The organism is Pseudomonas sp. HN8-3 (assembly GCF_020790195.1).
Lineage (GTDB): Bacteria > Pseudomonadota > Gammaproteobacteria > Pseudomonadales > Pseudomonadaceae > Aquipseudomonas > Aquipseudomonas synxantha_A.
The window spans coordinates 3,307,515-3,334,236 of sequence record NZ_CP086206.1 but is presented as its reverse complement, the minus strand read 5'-3'; the positions used below and the strand labels follow the sequence as shown (position 1 = coordinate 3,334,236).

General features: G+C 61.1%; 21 protein-coding genes and 1 pseudogene. 13 read left to right on the top strand and 9 right to left on the bottom strand.

Annotated elements, in window-relative coordinates; all coding sequences use genetic code 11:
* A complete protein-coding gene (locus tag LJX92_RS14580; protein WP_032880782.1) occupies window positions 1-2,610 on the bottom strand; it encodes a Tc toxin subunit A in 2,610 nt (869 codons plus the stop codon).
* 177 nt (window positions 2,611-2,787) lie between these two features.
* On the bottom strand, window positions 2,788-3,264 hold the full coding sequence (locus tag LJX92_RS14575) for a hemerythrin domain-containing protein (RefSeq protein WP_032880783.1): 477 nt from the start codon (window positions 3,262-3,264) through the stop codon (window positions 2,788-2,790).
* Window positions 3,265-3,551: 287 nt separating this feature from the next.
* Between LJX92_RS14575 and LJX92_RS14570 the strand changes: the two genes are divergently transcribed.
* Window positions 3,552-3,758, top strand: a complete 207-nt coding sequence (locus LJX92_RS14570) for a hypothetical protein (protein ID WP_005788888.1) — start codon at window positions 3,552-3,554, stop codon at window positions 3,756-3,758.
* 60 nt (window positions 3,759-3,818) lie between these two features.
* Here LJX92_RS14570 and LJX92_RS14565 read toward each other — a convergent pair whose 3' ends face one another.
* Window positions 3,819-4,379 carry a type 1 glutamine amidotransferase domain-containing protein gene (locus LJX92_RS14565; RefSeq protein ID WP_148853903.1) on the bottom strand — a complete coding sequence of 187 codons (561 nt, stop codon included), beginning with the start codon at window positions 4,377-4,379 and terminating at the stop codon, window positions 3,819-3,821.
* Between the two features lie 27 nt (window positions 4,380-4,406).
* The gene (locus LJX92_RS14560) at window positions 4,407-4,910 is read right to left on the bottom strand and encodes a DUF4142 domain-containing protein (protein ID WP_228308471.1); all 504 of its coding nucleotides are present in this window, start codon (window positions 4,908-4,910) and stop codon (window positions 4,407-4,409) included.
* A 197-nt stretch (window positions 4,911-5,107) separates the two neighbouring features.
* Between LJX92_RS14560 and LJX92_RS14555 the strand changes: the two genes are divergently transcribed.
* The 3 genes from LJX92_RS14555 to acpP all read left to right on the top strand — a co-directional run bounded on the left by LJX92_RS14555 (window position 5,108) and on the right by acpP (window position 6,294).
* Complete coding sequence (locus tag LJX92_RS14555; protein WP_032880786.1) at window positions 5,108-5,317, top strand: hypothetical protein; 210 nt, start codon at window positions 5,108-5,110, stop codon at window positions 5,315-5,317.
* Window positions 5,318-5,319: 2 nt separating this feature from the next.
* Window positions 5,320-5,751, top strand: a complete 432-nt coding sequence (locus LJX92_RS14550; protein ID WP_032880787.1) for a hypothetical protein — start codon at window positions 5,320-5,322, stop codon at window positions 5,749-5,751.
* 303 nt (window positions 5,752-6,054) lie between these two features.
* Window positions 6,055-6,294: an acyl carrier protein gene (gene acpP / locus LJX92_RS14545; RefSeq protein WP_228308470.1), complete on the top strand. Its 240-nt coding sequence runs from the start codon at window positions 6,055-6,057 to the stop codon at window positions 6,292-6,294.
* Between the two features lie 8 nt (window positions 6,295-6,302).
* On the opposite strand, the gene LJX92_RS14540 is transcribed toward acpP, so the two are convergent.
* The gene (locus tag LJX92_RS14540) at window positions 6,303-7,085 is read right to left on the bottom strand and encodes a DeoR/GlpR family DNA-binding transcription regulator (protein ID WP_228308469.1); all 783 of its coding nucleotides are present in this window, start codon (window positions 7,083-7,085) and stop codon (window positions 6,303-6,305) included.
* A gap of 120 nt (window positions 7,086-7,205) precedes the next feature.
* Here LJX92_RS14540 and LJX92_RS14535 point away from each other — a divergent pair, with 120 nt between their 5' ends.
* On the top strand, window positions 7,206-8,366 hold the full coding sequence (locus tag LJX92_RS14535) for an alpha-hydroxy acid oxidase (RefSeq protein ID WP_032880790.1): 1,161 nt from the start codon (window positions 7,206-7,208) through the stop codon (window positions 8,364-8,366).
* A gap of 191 nt (window positions 8,367-8,557) precedes the next feature.
* Here LJX92_RS14535 and LJX92_RS14530 read toward each other — a convergent pair.
* Window positions 8,558-8,758, bottom strand: a pseudogene (locus tag LJX92_RS14530) (alpha/beta hydrolase); the annotation flags it as partial.
* A gap of 97 nt (window positions 8,759-8,855) precedes the next feature.
* Between LJX92_RS14530 and lexA the strand changes: the two are divergent.
* From lexA to uvrA, 6 genes are all read left to right on the top strand, one after another.
* Window positions 8,856-9,473 carry a transcriptional repressor LexA gene (gene lexA, locus LJX92_RS14525; protein WP_216091251.1) on the top strand — a complete coding sequence of 206 codons (618 nt, stop codon included), beginning with the start codon at window positions 8,856-8,858 and terminating at the stop codon, window positions 9,471-9,473.
* On the top strand, window positions 9,473-10,087 hold the full coding sequence (gene imuA / locus LJX92_RS14520; protein WP_032880793.1) for a translesion DNA synthesis-associated protein ImuA: 615 nt from the start codon (window positions 9,473-9,475) through the stop codon (window positions 10,085-10,087). Before lexA ends, imuA begins: the two co-directional genes overlap by 1 nt.
* A gap of 7 nt (window positions 10,088-10,094) precedes the next feature.
* Window positions 10,095-11,510 carry a Y-family DNA polymerase gene (locus LJX92_RS14515; protein WP_032880794.1) on the top strand — a complete coding sequence of 472 codons (1,416 nt, stop codon included), beginning with the start codon at window positions 10,095-10,097 and terminating at the stop codon, window positions 11,508-11,510.
* 22 nt (window positions 11,511-11,532) lie between these two features.
* The gene (locus LJX92_RS14510) at window positions 11,533-14,604 is read left to right on the top strand and encodes an error-prone DNA polymerase (RefSeq protein WP_228308468.1); all 3,072 of its coding nucleotides are present in this window, start codon (window positions 11,533-11,535) and stop codon (window positions 14,602-14,604) included.
* Between the two features lie 101 nt (window positions 14,605-14,705).
* Complete coding sequence (locus LJX92_RS14505; RefSeq protein WP_148853906.1) at window positions 14,706-16,418, top strand: ATP-binding protein; 1,713 nt, start codon at window positions 14,706-14,708, stop codon at window positions 16,416-16,418.
* Window positions 16,415-18,934 carry an excinuclease ABC subunit UvrA gene (gene uvrA, locus LJX92_RS14500; RefSeq protein WP_228308467.1) on the top strand — a complete coding sequence of 840 codons (2,520 nt, stop codon included), beginning with the start codon at window positions 16,415-16,417 and terminating at the stop codon, window positions 18,932-18,934. The genes LJX92_RS14505 and uvrA overlap by 4 nt, the downstream gene beginning before the upstream one ends.
* Window positions 18,935-18,992: 58 nt before the next feature.
* Here uvrA and tkt read toward each other — a convergent pair whose 3' ends face one another.
* Window positions 18,993-21,050 carry a transketolase gene (gene tkt / locus LJX92_RS14495; RefSeq protein WP_032880799.1) on the bottom strand — a complete coding sequence of 686 codons (2,058 nt, stop codon included), beginning with the start codon at window positions 21,048-21,050 and terminating at the stop codon, window positions 18,993-18,995.
* Window positions 21,051-21,225: 175 nt separating this feature from the next.
* On the opposite strand from tkt, the gene LJX92_RS14490 reads away from it, so the two are divergent.
* A complete protein-coding gene (locus LJX92_RS14490) occupies window positions 21,226-21,450 on the top strand; it encodes a DUF465 domain-containing protein (protein ID WP_032880801.1) in 225 nt (74 codons plus the stop codon).
* Window positions 21,451-21,589: 139 nt separating this feature from the next.
* Here the strand turns inward: LJX92_RS14490 and LJX92_RS14485 are convergent, their stop codons facing one another.
* A complete protein-coding gene (locus LJX92_RS14485; RefSeq protein WP_228308466.1) occupies window positions 21,590-22,966 on the bottom strand; it encodes a VOC family protein in 1,377 nt (458 codons plus the stop codon).
* 239 nt (window positions 22,967-23,205) lie between these two features.
* Here LJX92_RS14485 and LJX92_RS14480 point away from each other — a divergent pair, with 239 nt between their 5' ends.
* Window positions 23,206-25,842 carry an MGH1-like glycoside hydrolase domain-containing protein gene (locus tag LJX92_RS14480; RefSeq protein ID WP_228308465.1) on the top strand — a complete coding sequence of 879 codons (2,637 nt, stop codon included), beginning with the start codon at window positions 23,206-23,208 and terminating at the stop codon, window positions 25,840-25,842.
* A 28-nt stretch (window positions 25,843-25,870) separates the two neighbouring features.
* Here LJX92_RS14480 and LJX92_RS14475 read toward each other — a convergent pair whose 3' ends face one another.
* On the bottom strand, window positions 25,871-26,713 hold the full coding sequence (locus LJX92_RS14475) for a metal-dependent hydrolase (RefSeq protein WP_103734973.1): 843 nt from the start codon (window positions 26,711-26,713) through the stop codon (window positions 25,871-25,873).
* Window positions 26,714-26,722 lie beyond the last annotated feature (9 nt).

Sequence of the window (26,722 nt, the reverse complement as noted above, 5' to 3'; positions counted from 1 at the left end):
TTATGGGGCGGTAGTGATCAATGCCGAACCGACGTGTTTCCAGTCCTCATTCATCAATGTGGCGTGCAGGTCGGTCGCCTTGAGCAGGGTTTTGGCACAGAGCCCGGTGAGTCTGACGGTTTGGTGGCAACGCAGGATCCAGTCCAGGTCGGCCAGGGTTTTTACCTGTTTGTTCGGGAGATGGTCGACCAGATGCTCGATCTCGCCGGCGTCCCACTTGAGCAGGGCGGCCAGTCGTGGGCTGGCCGAGGTGTCGACGTCTGCCGCAGAGGGTGTGTTGGCGCGTTGCAGGTAATCGAGAACGCTGTGTTGGGCAAGCCCATAGGTGTCGAGGCAGTGGGCAAAGCGCTGCAGCAGGTACAGAGTGTTCAGTGTCAGCTTGAGCAGCGAGCCTTGCGTCTGCTCCTGGCTCAACCAGTGCGGGTGGAGCAAAAAGGTGTGCAGGGTCTGGCGGCTCACCGTCAGCTCCAATAACACTTCGGCGTCCGGCAACAGCAGCAGCAGATGTTTGACCAGGTCAAGGGGCGATTGGGCGGTGGCCGCACGGGCAATCTGTCGGGCGGCGAGCTTGCGCGATTGCAGGTACAGTGCCGGATCGCCAGGCAAATGCGAGGGGGCGCCGAACAGCGCATCGATTTTTTCCTTCAAAGGCTGCAGCTGCCGATAGAACTCGCCGAGCTTCTTGGTCACTGCGTGTTTGGCATCAGCGTGCAGGGTAGCGTTGCGGGTCGGGTCCAGGCTCAGGGTTCGAGCTTCAATGAGTTGCACAAGTGCCTTGGGCAGTTCGCTGGGAGCTGGCGGCTTGAGCTGGGGGTGGCTGTGCAGCAGGCCCTGGACGATGAGGGCATGCCAGGGAATAGGCGCGGCCCTGGTGTCAGGTTCGGGCTGGGGCAGCGTAAGGTCAGCGATGTCTTCTTGCGCCAGCAGCCCCTGTCGGGTCAATTGCACCAAGTCATCAAGCTGGGTGAGGTACGCCTGGACCTGGGCCGGCTGTGCGTCTTCCTCCAGGACTAAACGACGGCGAAGTTGATCAACCGATTGGCGCGCGTCCTTGAGCCAACCGAGCAGCCAATCCATTTGCATCAGCATATCGAGCATGTCTGGCGGTGCATTGACGCCGGAGCTGCGTAGGGAGGGGTTGACCAGTTGGACTGTGTAATCCGTACCGCCGAGCAGTGCCGCCACGTGATGACTGTCGAGCACCGATAACCCGAACAACCGTGCGATCCGGGCCTGGCGGTACAGGGCGCTATAGAACGTCAGCGTCGGGCAAGGCGAAGGCAGGTATTGGCGCGCCTGTCCGATCAGCCAATGCAAGGCGTCGGGGGTGTCCCCAAGGTTCAGACCGGCACACAGCCGATGTCGCAGGTTGTCCGGCAGCGCTTCATGCAGCGCCAGATTTGGCACATCCACCCGCAGTGTCTCGCCGGGCATTGAAGCGTGGTTGAACACCTGGTCATACAGCGACAGGCGATTGCCCGACGCCCACACAGGAAGCTCATCCAGCATCGCCGCAAACTCTTCAAGTGGCAGGCCATGACGCCGCTCCAGGTAGCGGTAGACACCCAGCGCCCGCAGGGTATTGTCGTTGCAGGGCTGATGCGGATCAGCATCCTGCTCACGTCGCACAACGCTGATCAACAGCGCGTCCAGATCCTCAAACGGCAGTTGCGTCCAGCGTTGCAGGCGAATCATTCGGTGCAGGCGCTGGTAGCGGTTCCATGAGGTGTTTTGCAGTTCTGTGTGCTCTATCGACAGCGGTTGCCGCGTCTCGGCATTGCTGGTTATTGGGCCGTTCACGTAGGCTGCCCGTTCATGTGTCTGCAGCTCGGGCGTCGGCCTTGGCAGTGCGGCGGCAGATACATTGCCCGAGAGCACCGGCAGGTACCTGCCACATGCCAGTAATGCCTGAGCCTGGTCGCGAGTCAGAGCGGTTTGGTGCAGCCAATGGGGCGTTTTTCTGAGCGACTCCTCTTGGAGGCCATAGTGCCGCGCGAAAAACTCAGTGGCGTGCACATTCCCCGAGTTTTCCAGAAACGGTTCCGTCAACAAGTTTTGCTGTGCAGGGCTCAAGCCGCACAGCAATCGCTGTGCTTCATAGGCCGCGTGCCTGACGACGCCGTAGGCGTTCTGAGCGCGTTGGGTAATGGGCAGCTTCAGACTGATGCGATAGCTGAGTTCACCCAGTTGCGGCTTGCCTGCGGACAAGCTGAGCCAGCATTGCCGATGGGCTCGTTCAAACGGCAGTGCGAACGGAAAACGTTGAAGACCAAGCACCGTATCCAGCGAGCGTCCACGGTTTTCACCGGTGGTCTTTCCAAGGTATGTGTCGATCTGGTGAGTGAGGGTTTCATTAATGATCGACAGTTGGGGGATCACAGCCGTCAGGCTGTGTTCGTCGATGGGCAATGCCTTGAGCTCAGGTCGCCGCTGGTCCAGGGTGACTTTGCCGGCTCGGCCTTTTCCGCTGTCCTCAAGCACCTGGGCAAATAAATACAGCGCCTTTAGATAGGCTGCCGGTGAATCGACGGCAGCCATGGAGGAAGCCGAGCAAAGCAGCTCCCAGTCTTCCTTGAAGAGCCTGGTGTAGGTGGGCGAATGCGTGTCCATTTTGGTGAATCTCCTGAAAGCCCAGTGCCAATGCCATGGGCAACGGCACGCTAGCATGGGCGTCCAGGCCGGCTCGGTCGGCCGGGTCGCCGAGTAGGCGAGGAGAAATCACTGGTGAAGCTCGATAGCGCGACAGACCCCGTGGGGCCGTCGCTTGAGCTTTCATTTGCGGGTCTATCAGGCCGCGAGGGGTTTGTTGGTCGAGGCCTTTTTGTAGGCCGCTTTCATCGCCTCCATTTCGGCCCCCAGCTCTTCAAGTATTGCCTTGCCCAGCAGTTTTTTCGCCTGGGGAAACATCTCCGTTTCTTCCTCTTCGATGTGGTGCTCAAGCAGTTCCTTGACCACTTTCACACGGCCTGAAAATTCGGTGGAGGAGGGTTCGGTCTGCTTCAGGTCGGGCAGCACCAGCGAGTCGACGGTACGGTGCTCTTCCTTGGCCTCGTGGTACATGATGTCTTGCTCCTTGCCACCGGCTTTTCTAAAAGCGGGATAAAGGATTTCTTCTTCGAGCTTGGTGTGCAGGGTGATTTCCATCTCGAGCTTGGCTAGCAACTCGGTGCGCTTTTTAACCCCGCGCTCGGTGGACTCGCTTAGTTGGGTCAGCAGGGTCTTGACGCGTTCATGGTCGGCTTTAAGCAGGTCGATGGCATTCATGTGCAACCTCACGGGTAGTTGTCGGGCATGTCGAAACGCACGCCTCGTAGTGAGGGAATTGCATCAGCCGTACCAACTTTATTCAGGGTTAAATAACTATTTAAATCAAATAGATAGGGATTTATATGGGCGGGTTCGTCGTGCAGCTTGCATGGTCTGGCCCTTTCGAGATTGCACAACGCACTCCTGCCGGGCACGTGCCGGGCTCGCGTGAGCGTTCCTGAAAATTCTAATGGAACCCTTGAGCGATCTGCTTGACCTAACCTTTAGACCTCAGGAGGTGAATCATGCAAATAGAATATATCTGGATCATATTGGCAGTGATTCTGCTGCTCTTGGAACTGTGGGCGATCAATATCGTCTTGCGCAGTACCGGTGGCTGGGAGACCAAGGGACTGTGGGTGGTGGTACTGGTTTTCGTGCCGCTGTTGGGGTTGATCGCATGGGCGATGTTCGGCCCCAAGCGCGAGATGGCTGAGCATCGCAAGAGCTGAGTCGGTGAGCCATATAAAAACAGGCGCCCATGGGCGCCTGTTGTCATTCGTTAGCCATGATCAGCCGGCCACAGCTCTGGCAATCGCCTCATTGAACGCCGGCAAATCGTCCGGCGTCCGTGAGGTGATCAAGGTCCAGCCATTGGCTTTGCATTCCTTGACCTCAGCATCCACTACGCCCGCAGCGCCAGCGTTTTCCAAGTCGATGCGTACGCTTTTGTACGAGGTCAGGGTTTTGCCCTTGACCACGCCTGCGTCGATCAGCGCCCACGGGCCGTGGCAGATCGCTGCGATGGTCTTGCCGGCCTTAGCGAACTCGTTGATCAAGCGCAGCGCCGCGGCATCCTGACGCAAAGTGTCGGCATTCACCGTCCCGCCCGGGATGACCAATGCATCGAAGTTGCTGCCGACCACATCAGACAATTGCACATCGGACTCAACTGTCCCGTCCTTTTCGGTATCGCCGACAAAGGTCTGGGTAGTGCCGCCCTTGCTGGAGGCGTGCGTCACCGTCGCGCCATAGCCACGCAGGGTTTCCAGGGGTTTGAGCAGCTCGTCGCGCTCGATCCCGGTGTTGGACGTGATGACGAGGATTTTCTTACCCGTGAGTTGCGAACTCATACTCAGATGCCTCCGGTGTCAGGTTGATTATTTGGCGTATTTGCTTTGCAGTTCCTTGGCCATTTTCAAGTGAGCTTCAAGGGTTGGCAGCGTCTTGGTGGCGAAAGCCTTCAGCTCGGCATTGTCCGAAGAGGCCGCTTCTTTCTTGAACAGTTCTACGGTTTTTTCATGGGCGGCCACCTGGTTGTTGGCGTAGGCCTTGTCGAACGATTCGTTGCGCATTTCCAGAATCGCTTTCTTCGCCTTGTCGGTCAGGGCGGCGTCATCCGGAACCTCGATATCGAGTTTTTTTGCCAAGGCCATCAGCTCGTTGTTGGCTTTGGTATGGTCGGTCACCATATGCTGCGCAAAGGTTTTTACGTCTGCCGAGCTGCTTTTTTCCAGCGCCAGCTTGCCGGCTTCCACCTCGGTAATACCGCCCTCGGCGGCGTTGTCGACAAAGTCGTTGGACGTGGCCGCCATAGCGGTCGAAATCGAGCCGGCAACGAGTGCGAACGTCAGGCCCATTTGTTTCATCAGTCGAGTTGTCATGGTGTCTCTCCTCAGGAAATGGCGCGATGCCGTACCCAAGTGTTGAGCGGGGGGGCGAGCAAAAGGTTTAATTTTTTTTGCGCGTGTTTGCCCAACGGTCAGGTGTGGCAATTTCCTTGAACCAATTCAAATTCAGCGTGTTCTGCTGCATAAGGCCGCCACTGTTTGGAAGGCCGTTATAGGCAGGAGATTGCACTGTGAACGAACACAAGAGCGCCGATAAAACCCCCGACCCCGTCAGCTCTGAAGACGCGCAGAAGGGTAAGGCTGAAGGTCTGAAAGGGCAGACGCTGGAGCGTGCGAACCCGAAGACCGAAACCATCGACAAAGTGGTGACACCCACCTCGATCAAGGACATTGAACGCCAGACGGATGCGATCAACGAGAAGCTCGACAAAGGGCATTGAGCATGGCCCGCTCCATCAGCGCTGCCCAGTTGGGCATCGAGCTAAAACCCGATGATGACGCCAGTCTGTTCAAGTGGTTCATCGCCAGCTTCCTGATGGGCAAACGCATCCAGGCGCCCATCGCTGCCCAGGCTTACAAGGTGATCGTTGAGGAGGAGGGGCGTGATACGCCGCGCAAATTGCAGCACTGTACATCGCGGGAGTTAGTGGCGATGTTGGGGCGGGCGCATTACGTGCGGTATGACGAAACCACGGCGCAGCGCCTGTTGGACCTGAGTGCCCGGCTCAATGCCGATTACGGCGGCAAGATTACCGGGATTCGGCAGGCCAGCGAAGATCGCCAGGCGTTTGAACAACGCTTGGGTGAATTTGATGGCGTAGGTCCCAAGACCATCGAGATTTTCATGCGCGACGCGGCGGATGTGTTGTTTTGATGCCAACGCTGTATGTGGGCTGCACTGGTTGGAGCTTGGGCGAGGTGCCAAGTGGTGGCACTGTCGGGCTTTTTTTATAAGTGACCCGCCGTCAGGGCTTAACCCTTTACTAGGTCTAAAACGGCAGGTTTCTAAGCATCGAACGATATCTGTGGATACACAGTCATTGCTTATTGCGAACCGATATAGCTGACTGTCAATTCTGACAGTAGAAGCTTTTTTACCTGTGCTTATCTTTAAAGGCGTTTACACGCCTGCCTCAAACGGCTGGGTTTCGATAACGTTGAGCAAGGGTATGCAAAAATGGCTGATATAGAGCAACGTCTCAGAAAAATAGTGAGTGAGCAGTTAGCGGTTGATGTAGCCCAGGTTAGAAACGAAGCATCTTTCATTGACGATCTGGGTGCCGACTCTATAACACTTGTTGAACTCGTCATGGCTTTGGAGGATGAGTTTGGCTTCGAAATTCGGGACAAAGACAGCAATAAAATTACCACGGTCCAAGATGCGATCAATCTCATGACGAATATGGCTAATCGCTAATGCTGCAATCAGATCTCCACCCGCAGCACTTCCACGCCTGATTGCTCATATGCCTCCACCCCCGGCGCATCCCACTCGGTAATCAGCGTATGAATACGGCTGCACGGCGCCACCACAAACGGTTCCACTGCACCGAGTTTGTCTGAGGTTGTCACTGCAACCACTTGGGACGCGCTGTCGATCAAGGCTTGCTTGACTGCCACTTCGGCAAAATGCAGCGAGGTAATGCCCACTTGCGGGTGCAGTGCGCACACGCCGGTAAACAGCAGGTCGGCCTTGATGCTCTGGATCAGGCGCAGCGCTTCATGCCCGCCGGTTGACAGGGTGGCGGGGTTGAGTTGGCCTCCGGCCAGGATCAGCGTTACATGCGGATGGTCCGCCAGGGCGATGGCGATCATCGGCGATGGGGTGACCACCGTCAGGTGGATCGCCTGCGGCAGTGACTGGGCGATCTGCAGGGTAGTGGAGCCGGAATCGAACAGCACGATCTGGCCGTCTTCAACTCGCTCGGCCGCCAGGCGCGCGAGGTGGCGTTTGACTTCGGTGGTTTCGCCGACACGGGTGAAGAAATCCTTGCCGGTGTCCTTGGGACGAGGCAGGGCGCCGCCGTGTACGCGCTGCAATAAACCGGCGGCGGCGAGTTCGCCGAGGTCGCGGCGGATGGTGTCCTGGGACACAGCGAAATGCTCGACCAGCTCGGAAGCCGTGACCTTGCCGTCGCGTTCGAGCAACAACAGGATCTTTTGTTTACGCAGGGAAGGCAGGTCAATAGCTTGATGGGCGTTGTGCATGTTTATGCGCTTTGTTGCGGGTTTATGCGAGATTAGTCATCAGCTTCGAGAAACGCAACGGCTGGTTGCGTGGGCGATGGCCGGTTACTCTCTGTGTTCAGTTCAGGGAGAGGTGACCCGATGTCGTTGATCACAACCATCGAAGACTTACGCAAGCTGGCGCAAAAACGTGTACCCCGGATGTTCTACGACTACGCCGATTCCGGCTCCTGGACTGAGAGCACCTACCGCGCCAATGAAAGCGATTTTGCGCGCATCAAGTTCCGCCAGCGCGTGGCACGCAATATTGATGAGCGTTCGATCCGCGCCAGCATGATTGGCCAGGACATGGCCATGCCCGTGGCCCTGGCACCTACCGGCCTGGCAGGCATGCAACATGCCGATGGCGAGATCCTGACCGCACGAGCCGCTGCGGCGTTCGGCCTGCGCTACACCTTGTCGACCATGAGTATTTGCTCGCTGGAAGACATTGCCGAGCATGTCGGCCAGCCATTCTGGTTCCAGCTTTATGTGATGCGCGACCGTGGGTTTATCGAGCAACTTATCGAACGCGCCAAGGCTGCCGGGGTGGATGCGCTGGTGCTGACGCTGGACTTGCAGATCCTGGGGCAACGCCACAAGGACTTGATCAACGGCTTGTCGGCGCCGCCCAAACTGACCCTGCCCAATATCCTCAACATGATGACCAAACCGCGCTGGGTCATGGGTATGCTCGGCACCCAGCGGCGTGGCTTCGGCAATATCGTCGGGCATGTGAAGGGCGTGGCCGACATGAGTTCGCTGTCGTCCTGGACTGCCCAGCAATTTGACCCGCGCCTGAGTTGGGACGATGTGGAGTGGATCAAGCGGTGCTGGGGCGGCAAGTTGATCATCAAGGGCATCCTTGACGTGGAGGATGCGCGCCTGGCGGCCGACTCCGGCGCGGATGCGTTGGTGGTGAGCAACCACGGTGGTCGGCAACTCGATGGCGCGCCGTCGAGTATCAGCCAGTTGCCCGCCATTGTTGAGGCCGTAGGCAACCGTATTGAAGTGTGGCTCGACGGTGGTATTCGTTCCGGCCAGGACGTGCTCAAGGCCATGGCGTTGGGCGCCAGGGGCACCATGATCGGTCGCCCGCACTTGTATGGCCTGGGGGCGATGGGTGAGGCGGGCGTGACCAAGGCGCTCGATATCATCGCCCGTGAGTTGGACGTGTCGATGGCGCTGTGTGGCTATAACGATATACGCGATGTGAACCGCGAAATTTTGCTGCCTGGCACCTTTCCTGAAAGTGCTGCCTGAGCAAAAAAACGTAAAAATATAAAAAGAGTTGTCCACGAAAACCGTGGGTATCTCTGTGGATAACTTTGCGAAGGCCCGGCTGCGTTGGCGATTTGCGTGAAGATCATTATTTGATCAACTTGTGTTTCGGGCCAGTATGGGCAGGGTTTGCGCTTGACAGCCAAACGCGAACCCAGTGTCGAAAAGTGTATTTATGACGCGTTGTCGCGCCCTGTGGAGTGTGTCACTACCCGGGCGGGTATCTGCGTGCGCATCAGGTTTTCCAGCGCCTTGCCATAGTTGCGAGCGGCCAGGCTCATGCTGTTGTTATGGCTGGCACCGGGCACCCATAACAATTGCTTGGGTTGCTGGGCGGCTTCAAATAATTGCTGGCTGAAGCGCGTGGTTACGTGCGGTAGCTACAAAGTTGTGTAGATATTTATGCGGTGATGACCAGGCAGTTGATCGCCGACTGACGGTTGTTGTCAGAAATTTCCTACAGGAGTACAAATGTACTCCATGACCAACCTGACTCCCCGCCGTACCGCCATCCTGACCTTCATTCGCGAGCGCATCGCGCACCAAGGCCAGCCCCCCAGCCTCGCTGAGATCGCCGAGGCGTTCGGCTTCGCCTCGCGCAGCGTCGCCCGCAAGCATGTGGTGGCCTTGACCGAAGCCGGTTTCATTGAGGTCAACCCCAACCAGGCCCGTGGCATTCGTTTGCTCAATCAACCCGCGCGTCCCGAGTGGCTGGATGTCCCGGTACTTGGCCGCGTGGCGGCTGGCCGGCCCATCGGTGCCGATGCGGACGTGCACAGCCACTTGCAACTGGATCCGGCCACTTTCGCCAAGACCCCTGACTACCTGCTGCGAGTACAGGGCGATTCGATGATCGAAGATGGCATTCTCGACGGCGACCTGGTGGGCGTACGTCGCAGTGCCGAAGCCTTGAACGGGCAGATTGTGGTGGCGCGTCTGGATGGTGAGGTCACCATCAAGCGTTTTGAGCGTAGCGGCGAGCGGGTGCGTTTATTGCCGCGCAACCCGGCATATCAACCCATTGTGGTCGGCCCCGACCAGGACCTGGCCATCGAAGGGGTGTTCTGTGGCCTGGTGAGGCAAGGCTGATGGGCGCCGTGGTTGCCCTGGACTCGCTGTTCAATGGCGGGCGAGTCTGGAAGGGCCGGCCCGCCGCACCACCGGCCAGCGTGCACCCCACGGGGCTGGCGGCGCTGGATGCGGTGCTGCCCACTGGCGGCTGGCCGGAAGCGGCCTTGAGTGAAATCCTCATGGCCAAGGACGGGGTGGGCGAATTGCAACTGGTGCTGCCAACCCTGGCACGCTTGTCGGCCCTGGGTGAGCGCATTGTGCTGGTGGCGCCGCCCTATACGCCGTATCCCCATGCCTGGCAGAGCGCCGGGGTAGATGTGCGTCAGCTTTCCATTATCCAGGCCCAGGAGCGCGATGCGCTGTGGGCGGTGGAACAATGCCTGCGCTCCGGCAGTTGCGGTGCGGTGTTGTGCTGGCCGCGCAAGGCCGATGATCGGGCCTTGCGGCGCTTGCAGGTGGCGGCGGAAACCGGACAGACCCTGGCATTTGCCTGGCGCTCCTTGAATGAGGCGGTCAATGCCTCGCCCGCGGCCTTGCGCCTGGCGGTCGAGGCAAAGCCTGCACAAGTGCGCGTGCTCAAGTGCCGGGGCGGGTTGGCCCATCCGGCACCGATTGCCCTGGCGGGGCATTGAGGTTGCCATGCGTTGGGTCTGTATCGTATTCCCGCAATTGGCGCTGGACGGGGCGCAGCGTGTGCATCCCGAACCTGACCAGCCTCTGGCACTGCTGGCCGGCACGCCGCAGCGGCGTGTGCTGCAAACCGTCAACGCCGCCGCCCGTGCCCTGGGCTTGCGCCCTGGTCAATCGTTGACGGCAGCCCATGCCCTGGCCAAGGGCTTTGCCTGTGTGGAATACGACCCTCTGGAAATCGAACGATTGCAGCAGTTGCTTGCCGCCTGGGCCTACCGTTTCAGTTCCCAGGTCAGCCTGTATTACCCGCGCGCCTTGTTGTTCGAGATCGAATCGAGCCTGGGCCTGTTTGGGCCCTGGTCGCAGTTCGAGGCGCGCTTGCGCAAGGAGTTGACCGACCTTGGCTTTCGTCACCGCATCGTCGCAGCGCCCAATCCGGCGGCGGCGCGGGTGTTGGCAAACCTTTACGATGGCCTGGCCGTGGCCGATGACAACGCCTTGATGCAGGCCCTGGCGCCACTGCCTGTCGACCGCGCCGGTCTTGACCCGCAGGCCGCCACCGCCTTGTCACGCATGGGCCTGCGCACCCTGGCCCAGGTGCAGGCATTGCCGCGGCATACCCTGGCGCGACGTTTTGACGCCAGCCTGCTCAAGCACCTCGACGCCCTGAGCGGGCAACGCCCCTTGGCCCTGGCGTTCTATCAGCCGCCGGACCAGTTCGAGGCGCGCATCGAGTTGAACTTCGATGTGCAATCCCACCAGGCCTTGCTGTTTCCATTGCGGCGCTTGACCGGCGACTTGTCGGCCTTCCTTTGCGGGCGCGACAGTGGCGTGCAGCGCTTTGACCTGCACCTGGAACATGCCCAGGCGCCCGACAGCGTGATCAAGGTGGGCTTGCTCAGTGCCGAGCGTGAGCCTTTGATGCTGTTCGAACTGGCCCGTGGCCGCCTGGAACAGGTCCAGGTCACCTCGCCGGTGCGCGGTTTGCGCCTGGTGGCCGAGGACTTGCCGGTGTTCGTGCCCCAGCGCCAGGACCTGTTCGACGACCGCCCGCAGCAAACCCTGCCGTGGGAACAATTGCGCGAACGCCTGCGTGCGCGCCTGGGGGATGAGGCGGTGCAGGGCCTGCGCTTTCACGCTGACCATCGTCCCGAATGCGCCTGGCAAGCCGCGACCGACAGCCGTCCATGCCCGAGCTTGAACAAGGTGCGGCGCCCCGGCTGGTTGCTGTCCGAACCGACGCTGCTGGCCGAGCAGGGCGTGCACATTCTGATGGGCCCGGAGCGCATCGAATCCGGCTGGTGGGATGGCGCCGATATCCGCCGCGACTATTACCTGATCCAGACCCGCGCCGGCCAGCAAGGCTGGGCCTACCGCAATGTGGGGTGCAGCGATGGACTGTGGCTGCAAGGCTGGTTTGCATGAGCTCGGTAGGAGCGAGTAGCGCATGAGTTACGCCGAACTGCATTGCCTGTCCAACTTCAGCTTCCAGCGCGGTGCCTCCAGTGCACTGGAGCTGTTCCAGCGGGCCAAACACCAGGGCTACAGCGCCCTGGCAATCACTGATGAATGCACCTTGTCGGGCATCGTACGGGCCTGGCAAGCAGCGAAAGCGGTGGATTTGCCGCTGATTATCGGCAGTGAAGTGCGCATCGAAAACGGCCCCAAACTGGTGCTGCTGGTGCAAGACCTCAACGGCTACCAGCATCTGTGCCGTCTGATCACCCTGGCCCGTCGCCGTGCTGAAAAAGGCCGTTACCGCCTGCTGCAGGAAGACTTCGAGCAACCATTGCCCGGCCTGTTGGCGCTGTGGGTGGCGCAGGACCATGACACCCAGGCCTCGATCCAATGGCTGTGCCGCACTTTCAACAGGCGCCTGTGGCTGGCAGTGCAGTTGCATTGCGGCCAGGACGATGGGCGCCACCTGGAGCAGCGTCTGAACCTGGCCGCCCGGTTGCAGATCCCGGCGGTGGCTTGCGGCGATGTGCACATGCATGCTCGTGGCCGCCGTGCCCTGCAAGACACCATGACCGCCATCCGCCATCACGTCGCGGTGGCCGACGCCGGTACCTTGTTGCATCCCAATGGCGAACGGCACTTGCGCAGCCTCGATGCCCTGACCGCGCTGTACCCGCAAGCGCTGCTTGACGAAACCCTGGCGATTGCGCGGCGTTGTACCTTCGACCTCAGCCAGTTGCGCTATCACTACCCACGCGAACTGGTGCCGACAGGTCATGACGCCGCCTCCTGGTTGCGTGCGGTGACCGAAGAAGGCATTGCCCGGCGCTGGCCCGAGGGCGTCGATGCCAAGACCTTGCAGCAGATCGACAAGGAGCTGCTGCTGATCAGCGAGTTGGGCTACGAAAGTTATTTCCTCACGGTGCACGACATCGTGCGCTTCGCCCGCAGCCGCTCGATCCTGTGTCAGGGCCGTGGCTCGGCGGCCAATTCGGCGGTGTGTTTTGCCTTGGGTATCACCGAAATCAACCCGAGCTTGAGCGACTTGCTGTTCGAGCGCTTCCTTTCCAAAGAGCGCAATGAACCGCCGGACATCGACGTAGACTTCGAGCACGAGCGCCGCGAAGAAGTGCTGCAATACGTATTCCAGCGCTACGGCCGCAATCGTGCAGCGTTGACGGCGGTGGTCAGCAGCTACCACGCCGCCGGCGCAGTGCGCGATGTAGCCAAGGCCCTCGGGCTGCCACCAGACCAGATCAACGCGTTGGCCGACTGCTGCGGGCGCTGGAGTGATGACGCGCCACCTCTTGAACGCCTGCGTGAAAGCGGTTTCGATCCGGACAGCCCACTGCTGCGCCGCGTGTTGACGCTCACCCGGCAACTGATCGGCTTTCCCCGGCACCTGTCCCAGCACCCCGGCGGTTTCGTGATTTCCGAATACCCGCTGGACACCCTGGTGCCAGTGGAAAATGCGGCCATGGCCGAGCGCACCATCATCCAGTGGGACAAGGATGACCTCGACGCCGTCGGCCTGCTCAAGGTGGATATCCTCGCCCTCGGTATGCTCAGCGCAATCCGCCGCTGTTTCGATTTACTGCGTCGGCATCGCAACCTGGATTTGAGCCTGGCAGGCATCCCAAAGGAGGATCCGGCGACCTACGCCATGATCAGCAAGGCTGACACCATCGGCGTGTTCCAGATCGAATCGCGGGCGCAGATGTCGATGTTGCCCAGGCTCAAGCCGCAAACGTTCTATGACCTGGTGATCGAAGTCGCCATCGTGCGCCCTGGGCCGATTCAGGGCGGCATGGTGCATCCGTATTTGCGCCGCAGAAACAAAGAGGAAGCAGAAACCTATCCTTCACCCGAATTGGAGGCCGTGCTCAAACGCACCTTGGGTATCCCTTTATTCCAGGAACAAGTGATGCAGATCGCGATGGTCGCCGCCGACTACAGCCCTGGCGAGGCCGACCAGCTGCGCCGCTCCATGGCCGCCTGGAAACGTCACGGCGGCCTGGAGCCGCACCAGAAGCGGCTGCGCGACGGTATGCTCGGCAACGGCTACACCGAAGCCTTTGCCGCGCAGATTTTCGAGCAGATCAAAGGCTTTGGCAGCTATGGTTTCCCCGAGTCCCACGCGGCCAGTTTTGCCCTGTTGACCTACGCCAGTTGCTGGCTCAAATGCCATGAACCGGCGGCCTTTGCCTGCGCCCTGATCAACAGCTGGCCCATGGGTTTCTATAGCCCGGACCAGATCCTGCAGGACGCCCGGCGCCATCGCTTGCAGATTCGCCCGGTGGATGTGCAGGCCAGTGACTGGGATTGCAGCCTGGAGCCCATCGATGGCCAGCAACCGGCGATTCGTATGGGCTTGCGCATGATCTCGGGGTTTCGCGAGGACGACGGGCGGCGTATCGAAGCCGCACGCCACCGGCAACCGTTCAGCGACATCGCCGACCTGGACGCACGCGCCGGCCTGGATGCCCGGGCCCAGGCGCTGCTGGCGGATGCCGGTGCATTGCGCGCCCTGGCCGGCAACCGACACCAGGCGCGCTGGGACGTGGCCGGTGTGCACAAGCAGCTCGGCTTGTTTGCCGGCCAGCCAGGTCAGGATGAAACCGTGGTGGCATTACCCGCGCCCAGCGTAGGCGAGGACCTGCAAGCCGATTACGCCACGCTGGGCACCACCCTTGGGCCGCACCCCTTGGCCTTGTTGCGCGCCGAGCTGCGCAAGCGACGCTGCCGCAGTTCCCAAGAGTTGCTGGCGGTGGAGCATGGGCGCAATGTGAGCATCGCCGGGTTGGTGACCGGTCGCCAGCGCCCTGGTACGGCCAGTGGCGTGACCTTTGTCACCCTCGAAGATGAGTTCGGCAACCTCAATGTAGTGGTCTGGCGCGACCTGGCCGAGCGCCAGCGCCGGGCGCTGGTGGGGTCGCGCCTGCTCAAGGTGGATGGGCGCTGGGAGGCGGTGGGCGAGGTGCGGCATTTGATCGCAGGGCGCCTGACCGATTTGACGCCGCTGTTGGATGGCATGGTGGTGCGCAGCCGGGATTTTCATTGAGTTCAGTGGTTTCTGCATTCCAGCGTACACAAGATGAAACCATCCACCGTCGGCGCGCTCCAAAACTTGCGATCGTCCTCTCCTGCGCACAGAGCCCAATGATGCAATTTTTATCCAACCCCCACGGCTGTGAAGGCTGGGCCGGCGAAATGGCTCAGCGGATACGCACCTTTGACTGGTCAACTACCGACCTTGGCCCTTTGGATCAGTGGTCCACAAGCCTGGCTTGCACCGTGCAAATGATGCTGGCCTCACCCGTACCGATGGTGATGCTGTGGGGGCGGGCGGGGTACATGATCTACAACGACAGCTATTCGGCATTTGCCGGCGGGCGCCATCCTTACCTGTTGGGCACGCCGGTGGAACTGGGCTGGCCGGAAGTGGCCGAGTTCAATCGGCATGTGGTGGATACGTGCCTGGCGGGCGGTACCTTGTCGTTCAATAACAAGGAACTGGTGTTGTCGCGTCACGGCCGACCGGAAAGCGTGTGGCTGGACCTCTACTACAGCCCGGTGGCGGGTGACAACCAGCAGCCGGCCGGCGTGCTGGCGATTGTGGTGGAAACCACCGAGCTGGTGAAGTCCGAGCGGGTGCGCCAGGAGCTTACCCATAATCTGGAGCAACGCGTGGCCGCCGAGGTGCAGGCGCGCTCTGCCGCCGAAGACCAGTTGCGCCAGTCACAAAAGCTGGAAGCGATTGGCGGCCTGACCGGGGGCGTGGCCCATGACTTCAATAACCTGCTGCAAGTGATCGCCGGCAATCTGCATTTGCTTGCCCGGCATGAGCCGGACAATTGCCAGGTGCAACGTCGCGTGACCGCGGCCATCGCGGCAGTCGAGCGTGGGGCCAAGTTGTCATCGCAATTGCTGGCGTTTGCCCGTCGCCAACCGTTATCACCCGCGGTGTACAACCCGCAGCGCATTTATGCCGGCCTGGGCGAGTTGCTGCAACGGGCGCTGGGGGAAACCATCCATATCGACGTGCAATTACCCCAGGACTCCTGGTGCATCAATGTCGACCGCAACCAGCTGGAGAACGCGTTGCTCAACCTGGCAATCAACGCCCGGGATGCCATGCAGGGCGAAGGGGTGATTCGGATCACCGGGGAAAACGTCATCCTCAACCCTGACGATTGCATCGGCAAAAGCATCAAGCCCGGCGAGTACGTGCGCCTGGCGGTGGCCGACACCGGTGTGGGCATGTCCCAGGCCACCCTCAAGCGGGCCTTCGAACCCTTCTTTACCACCAAACGCGAAGGCCACGGCACCGGTCTGGGGCTGAGCATGGTGTTTGGTTTTGTGCGCCAAAGCGGCGGGCATGTGGATATGTGGAGCGAGGAGGGCAAGGGCTCACTGGTGCAGATGTACTTCCCCCACAGCCTGGAGCCCGAGTGCCTCGACGACTACAGTGACGTGGACCCGCAAGGTGGCGGCCAGGAAACCATCCTGGTGGTCGAGGACAACGAAGGCGTGCGCCTGACGGTGGTCGAGTTGCTGCAGCAGTCGGGTTATACCGTATTGACCGCCGAAGACGGCGACCGCGCGATGCAGGTGTTGCAGCGCGGCGCAGCGCCGGACCTGATCTTCACCGACGTGGTGATGCCAGGCCGGGTCAAGAGCACTGACCTGGCCACTTGGGCGCGTACGCAGAACCCGCCGGTGGCGGTGCTGTTCACCTCCGGCCACACCCGCGACATCCTGTCCTCCAATCATTTGCTCGGCGCCGACATCCACTTGCTGAGCAAACCCTACAGCCCCGATGCCCTGACTCAACGCGTGCGCAGGGTGCTCAGTGCAAGACAAGGTTGCCCATGACATCACAGCGCAACATCCCTGCGGTTACCGCCCAGCAACCGGGCTTTGTCAGGGTGCGTGGCGCCCGTGAACATAATCTGCGTAACGTCGATGTGGATATTCCACGCGATGCCCTGGTGGTGTTTACCGGGGTATCCGGCTCCGGCAAATCGTCCCTGGCGTTTTCCACCGTGTATGCCGAGGCGCAGCGTCGCTATTTCGAATCGGTGGCGCCCTATGCGCGACGCTTGATCGACCAGGTGGGCGTGCCGGATGTGGACAGCATCGAGGGCTTGCCGCCGGCGGTGGCCCTGCAACAGCAACGTGGCACGCCGAGTGCGCGCTCTTCGGTGGGCAGCGTCACCACGCTGTCGAGCTTGATCCGTATGCTGTATTCACGCGCCGGCAGCTACCCGCCGGGGCAGGCCATGCTGTATGCCGAGGACTTTTCCCCGAACCTGCCCCAGGGCGCGTGCCCGCAATGCCATGGCTTGGGCCGCGTGTATGAAGTGACCGAAGCGCTGATGGTGCCCGATCCGTCCTTGACCATCCGCCAGCGTGCGGTGGCGTCCTGGCCGCTGGCCTGGCAGGGCCAGAACCTGCGCGACATCCTTGTGACCCTGGGCTATGACGTCGACATCCCCTGGCGTGACCTGCCGAAAAAACAGCGCGACTGGATCCTGTTCACCGAAGAAACCCCCACCGTGCCGGTATACGCCGGCTTTACCCCGCAGCAGACCCGCGATGCGTTGAAACGCAAGCTCGAACCCAGCTACCAGGGCACTTTCAGCGGCGCACGGCGCTACATCCTGCACACCTTCGCCCATACCCAAAGCGCACTCATGAAAAAGCGTGTGTCGCAGTTCATGCAAGGCAGTGCCTGCCCGTTATGCCACGGCAAGCGCCTGACCCAGGCGGCACTGTCGGTGAAGTTTGCCGGGGTGGATATCGGAGAGTTGTCACAACTGTCCCTGGCGCAATTGGCCCAATTGCTGCGGCCGGTGGCGGCGGGGCAGGACAAGATGAAATTGTCGGTGGAAAAGCGCCTGGCAGCCCAACGCATCGCCCAGGACTTGCTCGAACGGGTGAACACCCTGATCGAGTTGGGCCTGGGCTATCTGTCGCTGGAACGCAGCACGCCGACCTTGTCCTCCGGAGAGTTGCAGCGTTTGCGCCTGGCCACCCAGTTGGGCTCGCAGTTGTTTGGCGTCATCTATGTGCTGGACGAGCCCTCGGCGGGCCTGCATCCGGCGGACGGCGAAGCGTTGTTCAGTGCGCTTGAGCGCTTGAAGGCCGCGGGCAATTCATTGTTTGTAGTGGAGCACGACCTGGAAACCATGCGCCGCGCCGACTGGTTGATCGACGTGGGCCCGGCAGCCGGTGAGCATGGCGGGCAGGTGCTGTACAGCGGGCCGCCTGCGGGGTTGGAGGCTATCGAGGCGTCGCAGACCCGTGAATACCTGTTTGCTCCACAGCGCCCGGCCAACGTGGCGCGGCGCGAGCCCACTGCCTGGCTGAAGCTCGAAGGCGTGACGCGCAATAACCTCTTTGACCTGAAGGTGGACTTCCCGCTGGGCTGCTTTACCGCAGTAACCGGTATTTCCGGCTCGGGCAAATCCAGCCTGGTCAGCCAGGCGTTGCTGGAACTGGTGGCCACGGGCCTTGGGCGCGTGCTGGAAAATGACGACGAGCCAAGCCTGGAAGACGCCGCACCGCAAGCCAGTGGCGGGCGCATCAGTGCCGGGCTGGAACACATTCGCCGCCTGGTGCAGGTGGACCAGAAACCTATCGGCCGCACGCCGCGCTCTAACCTGGCGACCTACACCGGGCTGTTCGACAACGTGCGCAAGCTGTTCGCCGCTACGCCGGCGGCCAAGAAACGCGCTTACGACGCCGGGCAGTTTTCGTTCAATGTCGCCAAGGGGCGGTGCCCGAACTGCGAGGGTGAAGGCTTTGTCAGCGTTGAGCTGCTGTTTATGCCCAGCGTGTACGCGCCGTGCCCCACTTGCCACGGTGCGCGTTACAACCCCGAGACCTTGGCGATCAAATGGCAGGGTTTGAACATCGCCCAGGTACTGGGCTTGACGGTCGAGCAGGCAGTGGAAGTCTTTGCCGAGCAGCCTGGCGTACTGCGCTCGTTGCAGGTGCTGCGCGATATCGGCCTGGGCTATCTGCGCCTTGGCCAGCCGGCCACCGAACTGTCCGGCGGTGAAGCCCAGCGCATCAAGCTCGCCAGCGAACTGCAACGCAACGCCCGCGGCGCTACGTTGTATGTGCTCGACGAGCCGACCACCGGCTTGCACCCCAAGGATGTCGACCGCTTGCTCAGCCAGTTGAATCAACTGGTCGATGCGGGGCATACCGTGGTTGTGGTCGAGCATGAGATGCGCGTGGTGGCCCAGAGTGACTGGGTCATTGATATCGGGCCGGGGGCAGGGGACCTGGGCGGGAAGGTGGTGGCGTGTGGTACGCCGCACAAGGTTGCCAAAAGCAAGCACAGCCGAACCGCGCCTTATCTAACCCAGGCGCTGATCTAGCAGTTGTTGATGACCAAATGTGGGAGGGAGCAAGCCCCCTCCCGCATTAAGCCAAGCGCTAGTCAGTGAGGTTATGCTGGATCTGCTCCTTGGCCAGCTTCACCACATTCTCCACGGTAAACCCGAACTTCTCCTGCAACTTGGCCAATGGCGCCGACGCGCCAAAGCTGTTCATCACCACCTTGGCACCGGTTTGCCCGACATAGCGATCCCAACCCAGGGGCCCCGCCTGTTCCACCACCACCCGCGCTTTTATCGCAGGCGGCAAGACGCTGTCGCGGTAGGCTTGATCCTGGTCTTCAAACAACTCCCAACTCGGCATCGATACCACTTGCGCGGCCACGCCTTCGCCCTTGAGTTGCTCGTAAGCAGCCACCGCCAGGCTGACCTCACTGCCTGTCGCGATCAGAATGACTTCAGGCTTATCCGCAGCGGCCATTACATAGGCACCTTTGGCCGCACCGGAGGCGCACGCATACTGGGTGCGATCCAGGGTTGGCAGCGCCTGGCGCGACAGCACCACGCAGCTTGGCCGATGGGTTTGCGCCAGGGCCACCTTCCACAACTCCAGGGTTTCATTGGCGTCGCCCGGGCGCAGAGTCAGCAGCCCTGGCGTGGCGCGCAGTTGGGTCAGGTGTTCGATCGGTTGGTGCGTCGGCCCGTCTTCACCCACGCCGATGGAGTCATGGGTAAACACGAAAATCACCGGCAATTCCATGATCGCCGCCAGGCGGATCGGTGGCTTCATATAGTCGCTGAACACCAGGAAGGTCGAGGTGTACGGGCGCAGGTAGGACAACGCCATGCCATTGGCAATTGCGCCCATGGCGTGCTCGCGGATGCCGAAGTGCAGGTTTCGCCCGCTGTAGTCATCGGCGCTGAAGCGCCCGGCGCCGTCGAACGTCAGGTTGGTTTTGGTCGACGGCGACAGATCCGCCGAGCCGCCCAGCAACCAGGGGATCTGTTGGGCGAAGGCATTCAATACCTCGCCGCCGGAGGCCCGGCTGGCGACGCCCTTGGCATCGGCGGCGAAGCTGGGCAGGTGCGCCTGCCATTGCTCGGGCATTTCGCCGGCGCGCATTCGGTGCAGTTCATCGGCCCGTTGCGGGTCGAGGGATGCCAGGGTCTGGTTCCATTCGGCGAACAGCGGTTCGGCGCGTTCGCAGAGGGCATCACGCAGTACCGTGCGGGCTTCGTCGGGCACCAGGAAGCTCGAATCCTGCGGCCAGCCATAGGCAGCCTTGGTCAGGCGAATCTCGTCTTCGCCCAGAGGCTCGCCGTGGGCGGCGGCGGTGTTGTGCTTGTGCGGCGAGCCATAGCCGATCACGCTGTCGACCACGATCAGGGTCGGCGCGCCGGTATTGGCCTTGAAGGTTTCCAGCGCCACGCTCAACGCCTGCAAGTCATTGGCGTCGGTGACGTGCTGGGTGTGCCAGCCGTAGGCCTGGAAGCGCTTGATCACGTCTTCGCTGAAGGCCAGTTCAGTGTGGCCCTCGATGCTGATGGTGTTGTTGTCGTAGATCCAGCACAGGTTATCCAGCTTCAAGTGGCCGGCCATCGAGGCCGCCTCGCTGCTGATGCCTTCCATCATGTCGCCGTCACCACACAGGGTGTAGACGTCGTAGTCGAACAGTACCTGGCCGTCGCGGTTGAAGCGCTCGGCCAGCCAACGCTGGGCCATGGCCATGCCCACGCTGTTGGCGCAGCCCTGGCCGAGCGGGCCGGTGGTGGTTTCCACGCCGGTGGTCATGCGGTATTCGGGGTGGCCTGGGGTCTTGGAACCCATCTGCCGGAACTGCTTGATATCGTCGAGGCTGATGGCCGGCTGGCCGGAGCGCTGGCCGTGGGCGTCAATCTCCACCACACCGGCCAGATGCAACAGCGAATACAGCAGCATCGACGCATGCCCCACTGACAACACAAAACGGTCACGGTTAGGCCAATCGGGATGTTCGGGGTGATAACGCAGGAAGCGACTCCACAACGTATAACCCACCGGCGCCAGGCCCATGGGCGTGCCCGGATGCCCCGAATTGGCCTTCTGTACAGCGTCCATGGCCAGGGTGCGAAGCGTGTTGATGCATTGAGTGTCGGCAGCAGTGGCAGCGTGATTCATGAAACCTGTCTCCCTCGGGTGGCGATCTACAGTGGAGGGCAGGGCACGGCAAAGGTTTGATCCCATCGCATGCTGCACGACGAACGGGACTGTATTGACCTCAAACATGACAAGACCCATTGGAATGGGCTAGCTTCAAGGGCGTAGACCATTGATCAATTTGTGGAGGTACGCCATGCCAGTGAAACACGACCTGTATGAGGACTTGGGTGTCAGCAAGGAAGACGTTCACAAGCGCAGGGCGGACGACAAACGGCTGGATTCGCTGCTCACTCAATATGACGATGCCGACGCGAATGTGCTGGAGGCGGAAAAAGCCAGTGCCAGCGATGAGAAAGTGGAAAACCTGAAGAAGAAACGGCTGCTGATCAAGGACGAAATCGCCGGGCGATTAGGCTAGGCGCAAAACGGCAATATTTGTTCAGATTTGTATGCGGGACATCGCAGGACTGTGTCTTTATGATGCGCCCCGTCCACCCGGCTCTGGGGACTGTTGCGGCGCAAGGATTGTGCCGCTGAGCCGGGGAGGACACCCTATTTCAGGCCAGCAGTGTGCCCAGGCATTCATCAATGGAACGCTGCTGCGTCTCGCCGTAAAGCTGCAACTCATCAATCGTCTTGCGCCCCAGCGCCTGTTCGAATTGCGCCTGGTTGGCGTTGGCCGCGTAATGACTTTGCGCCGCATCCCCCAGGTTTGACTGGAAAATCCCCGCCGCACTGACCGGCAGAAAATCCTCATACACCAATGGCTCCACCGCCACGTGATCGGCGTTGACCAGCGCTTGCAACGTTCGCGGCTGCTCGGGCTGGCCGCGTGCCGCCAGGCCTTTTGCGGTAACGAAGTAACGAAAGTACGCCAGGCCCTGCTCGCGCATCTGTGCGGGGGTATCCGGGAACGCCGTAAAGTGCCGTTCCATCAATTGCACATAACGCTCGGCGTTGGCCTCGTTGGGGAACGCGCCGAGTTCATCGCGGGCGGCGTTCAGCAGTTGGTCGTACAGGGCGCGGCCTTTAGGCGTGAGCGCTACACCGCGTTGTTCGATTTCGCCAAAGCGTGCGCTGTGGCTGCCGTGGGCGTCGGTGAACGCGATCGGTTCGTCGAGCGCCTTGAAGCTGGTCTGGCGCAGCAGGATCGGGCAATGGCGCCGTGGTGGGCCTTCGATCACGGCTTTGGGCGTAATGCCTTTGCCGGGCATGGCGGCCTGTACCTGGTCGATGTCCAGGGTGCGTGGCGTGAGATGGTTGATATGCGGGCCCCTGAAGGCGACCACGTCGGCGATCAGGCGGTGCTGGTTGCTCAGTTGCTCGTATTGCGCGCCTGTCACGGTGGCGGTGTTATGCCAGCGGAACGTCTCCAGCGCCTCGTCGATGAAAGCCTGGGCGTCGCGGACATTCAAGCCGCCCTGTGTTTCGGCCTGTTCGATCAGCGCCAGGGCGCCGGGGGTGAAGATCGAGCGCTTGGCCAGGGCACTTTCGGCGAAAGCGCGCAGCTCCAGGTTTTCGATCAGCTCCAGGCGCAGCAGCGAGGTGAACACCCGGAACGGGCTGGTTTGCAGCGCGTGCTCATGCACGGCGCGAAAGGCCGTGGAATGCACCGGCACACCGGCGGGGGTGAGGTCGTAGTAGCCCACCGGTTGCATGCCCATGACCGCGAACAGGCGGCTGATGGTCGCCAGTTCTGCGGCAGTGCCCAGGCGGATGGCGCCATGGCGCTCCATGTCCAGGCGCTGGATTTCTCCGGTGCGCTGCAACTGCTGCACCAGCTCAGGTTGGCTGTCGAGTACGCGTGCATTGGTTTGGGCCACCAGTTCCAGCAGCGCGCCGTACAGAGGTACTTCATCGCGGTACATGTCGGACATGGCCTTGGAAAAGCCCTTGCGGATCTCATCGGGGCTGACATGTGCAGTGGCGTGCATAGAAAAATTCCTGATGGCTGTGGCGAGCAAAATGACCTTTGCCCGATTTTGTTGAGGCGCAGGCCGGCTTGCAAACGAAGATTCCTCTGGACTTCATTCTGCAAATGAATGAGATGCCATGAACAGGAGCAAACCCAGCCCCAGCGGCTTGTCAACGCCTGGTGCTGTGAGTCTTCATGTGCAACCGGGCACCATTGGGTTCTACACTGCGCCTCACTGTGTAGGTGATGGAGGACTCAATGACGGCCGTACCCGCAAACCGCCTGCTTGACACGATTGAAGGCCAGCGCCTGGCGACGCAAGATGCCGAGCGTTGGCGTGAGTGGGGCCCGTACTTGAGCGAACGCCAATGGGGCACCGTGCGCGAAGACTACAGCGCCGATGGCGACGCCTGGGCCTACTTCCCCCATGAACAGGCGCGCAGCCGCGCTTATCGCTGGGGCGAGGACGGCCTGGCCGGTTTCAGCGACAAGGCACAACGCTGGTGCCTGGGCCTGGCGCTGTGGAACGAACGGGATGCGATCCTCAAGGAGCGCCTGTTCGGCCTCAATAACGCTGAAGGCAACCACGGTGAAGACGTCAAGGAACTGTACTTTTTCGTCGATGGCGTACCGAGCCATGCCTACATGCGCATGCTCTACAAATACCCCCATGCCGCCTTTCCCTATGCCGACCTGATCGCTGAAAACGCTCGCCGTGGGCTGGGCGATACCGAGTATGAAATCCTTGATACCGGCGTGTTTGAAGACAACCGTTACTGCGACATCAGCGTCGAATACGCCAAGCACCAGCCCGACGATATTTTCATGCGTGTCACCGTGCACAACCGCTCGGAGCAGCCGACACGTCTGCAGGTGCTGCCCCAGTTGTGGGCGCGCAATGACTGGAGCTGGACCTTTGATGCGCCCAAACCCAGGTTGACGCTGGACGGCGACCGCGTGCTCGCCCGTCATCATGAGATGGACGATCGCCAGCTCACCGCCTGGGGCCAGGATGGGTGGCAATGGTTGTTCTGCGAAAACGAGAGCAACTTCGCCAAACTGGGCGGGCAGCCGACGTCCGGGCCGTTCAAGGATGGCATCAACGATTACGTGGTGGAGGGTGTGGAGTCGGCGGTCCGCCATGATTCGGGCACCAAAGTGGCGGCGCGGTTCACGCTTGAACTGGCGGGCCTGGAAAGCAAAAGCCTCTATCTGCGCTTTGCCCCTCTGGACGCCCCCGAGGTCAACGCACGCAAGTTGTTCGAACAGCGCCGCCGCGATGCCGATGACTTCTACGCAGCCCTGCAACAGGGTATCGCCAATGACGATGCGCGCAATGTGCAGCGCCAGGCCCTGGCCGGCTTGCTGTGGTCCAAGCAGTTGTACTATTTCGACGTCAACCAGTGGCTCGACGGTGATCCGGCCCAGCCTGCGCCGCCGCCCGAGCGCCTGCATCTCCGTAATACCCATTGGCGGCACCTGTCCAACTTCGACATCCTGTCCATGCCCGATACCTGGGAATACCCGTGGTACGCCTCCTGGGACCAAGGCTTCCAGGCGGTGGCCATGGCGCTGATCGATCCCGGCTACGCCAAGCAACAGCTGCTGTTGCTGGTTAAAGACCGTTTCATGCACCCCAACGGCCAATTGCCCGCCTACGAATGGCGCTTCGACGATGCCAACCCGCCAGTGCATGCCTGGGCCAGCTGGCGCGTGTATCAGCAAGACAAGGCGCTGACCGGCGTGGGCGATATGGACTTTCTGGAGCGGATCTTCCACAAGCTGCTGCTGAATTTTTCCTGGTGGGTCAACCGCAAGGACGCTGAAGGCCGCAACCTGTTCCAGGGTGGTTTTCTGGGCCTGGACAATATCGCCTTGTTCGACCGCTCGGCCACGCTGCCGCCGGGTTACCAGTTGGACCAGGCCGATGGCACTGCCTGGGTCGCGGCCTATGCCCTGGACCTGATGCGCATCGGGCTGGAGCTGGCCAAGCGCAACGCCGTGTACGTGGACATTGCGGTAAAGTTTTTCGAGCACTTCCTGTATATCGCCGGCGCCATCAACCGCGTCGATGACAGTGCCGAAGGCTTGTGGGATGAGCAGGACCTGTTCTTCTACGACGTACTGCACCGTCCCGACGGCCAGAGCGAACCGGTGCGTTTGCGGTCTATCGTCGGCCTGATGCCGCTGTTCGCTGTGCTGGTGCTGGAACAGCGCGAACATGAAGGCTTGGAAGGCCTGCGCGAGCGTCTGCTGGGGTTTATGCATCACCGGCCCGACCTGGCCAAACTGGTCTCGCGCTGGAACGAACCGGGGCAGGGCAATCGCCTGTTGTTGGCGTTGCTGCGTGGCGAGCGTACCAAGGATTTGCTGCGCCGCATGTTGGATGACCAGGAGTTCTTGTCGACCTTCGGTGTGCGCGCCTTGTCCAAGACCTTTGCAGAGCAACCCCTGGTGCTGAAGATGAATGGCGACACCCTGTGCGCCAGTTACCAGCCCGGCGAATCCGACTCTCGCCTGTACGGCGGCAACTCCAATTGGCGCGGGCCGCTGTGGATGCCGGTGAACTACATGCTGATCGAATCGCTGCGTGAATTTCACCGCTACTACGCAGATAACTTCTCAGTGGAATACCCCACAGGCAGCGGCTATCTGGCGTCGCTGGAAGACGTGGCCGACAGCCTCAGCCAGCGCCTGACCGGATTATTCCTGCGCGATGAAAATGGCCTGCGGCCATCCATGGCAGGGTATGCGCAGCTGGAGGCGGACCCGGCCAGCCGCGATCTGGTGTTGTTTCATGAATACTTTCATGGCGAGACAGGGCGAGGGTTGGGGGCGTCGCACCAAACGGGGTGGAGCGCCCTGGTCGCCTTGCTGCTGCAGCCAAAGGTCTAGCACCCATGGCGTGCATAGGCATCGGTAGCTACACCCCTTTGGCGCCGCGCCGCGTGCGCTCGATCTCTTCAAGCAAGCCATCTATGCCCGCCAGGCGTGCGCGGTTGTCATGTTCCCAGGGGTGAAACCCCGGTTTGAAATAATGCAGCCACGGCCTGAGCATCCGCGGGAACACGCCCTTGGGGCCGTACAAGTATTTGACCATGCGCCACAGCCCCTTCAGCGTGCCGCCCGAGCTGCGGTCGGCAATCAACAGCCGCACGTGGAAGTCCAGCACCACTAGCCAGAACATGACGGTGGTGGTCAGCATGGTGCCGGTGCGCAGCAGGTAGCGTGCGGGGCCGGGTTTGATCACCTGGTTCCATACATCGAAGGCTACGGCTTTATGTTCGGTTTCTTCCAAGGCGTGCCAATACCACATCTGCTGGTAACCCTTGAGTGAATCACCAAAGCGCGAGGGGTCGCTCAACAGGATTTCCGCCAGCATCGCAGTGTAGTGCTCAAGGGCGATGGTCACCGCCAGGTTGAACGACGGCGGCAGGTGTTTCTTCTGCAAGTCGAGGAAGAACTTCAGGCGTCGGTCGAGGGTGTGCGCCGGCAAGCCCGCCGCTTGCAGCAGGTCGTTATAGGCCACATGTTCGCGGCTGTGCATGGCCTCCTGGCCTATGAAACCCTGGATTTCCTTTTTCAGTTCGGGATCGTCGATCTGCCCGCGGTAGTGGCGCACGCTGTCCATGAAAAACAGCTCGCCCTGGGGAAACAGCAACGACAGGGCGTTGAAGAAGTGGCTGATCACCGGCCCTTGTTCATGCCAGTCTTTGATGCGCTCGGCAGGCAAGGCAAAACGGATATCGCGACGGATCGGCAACATGCTGCGTCC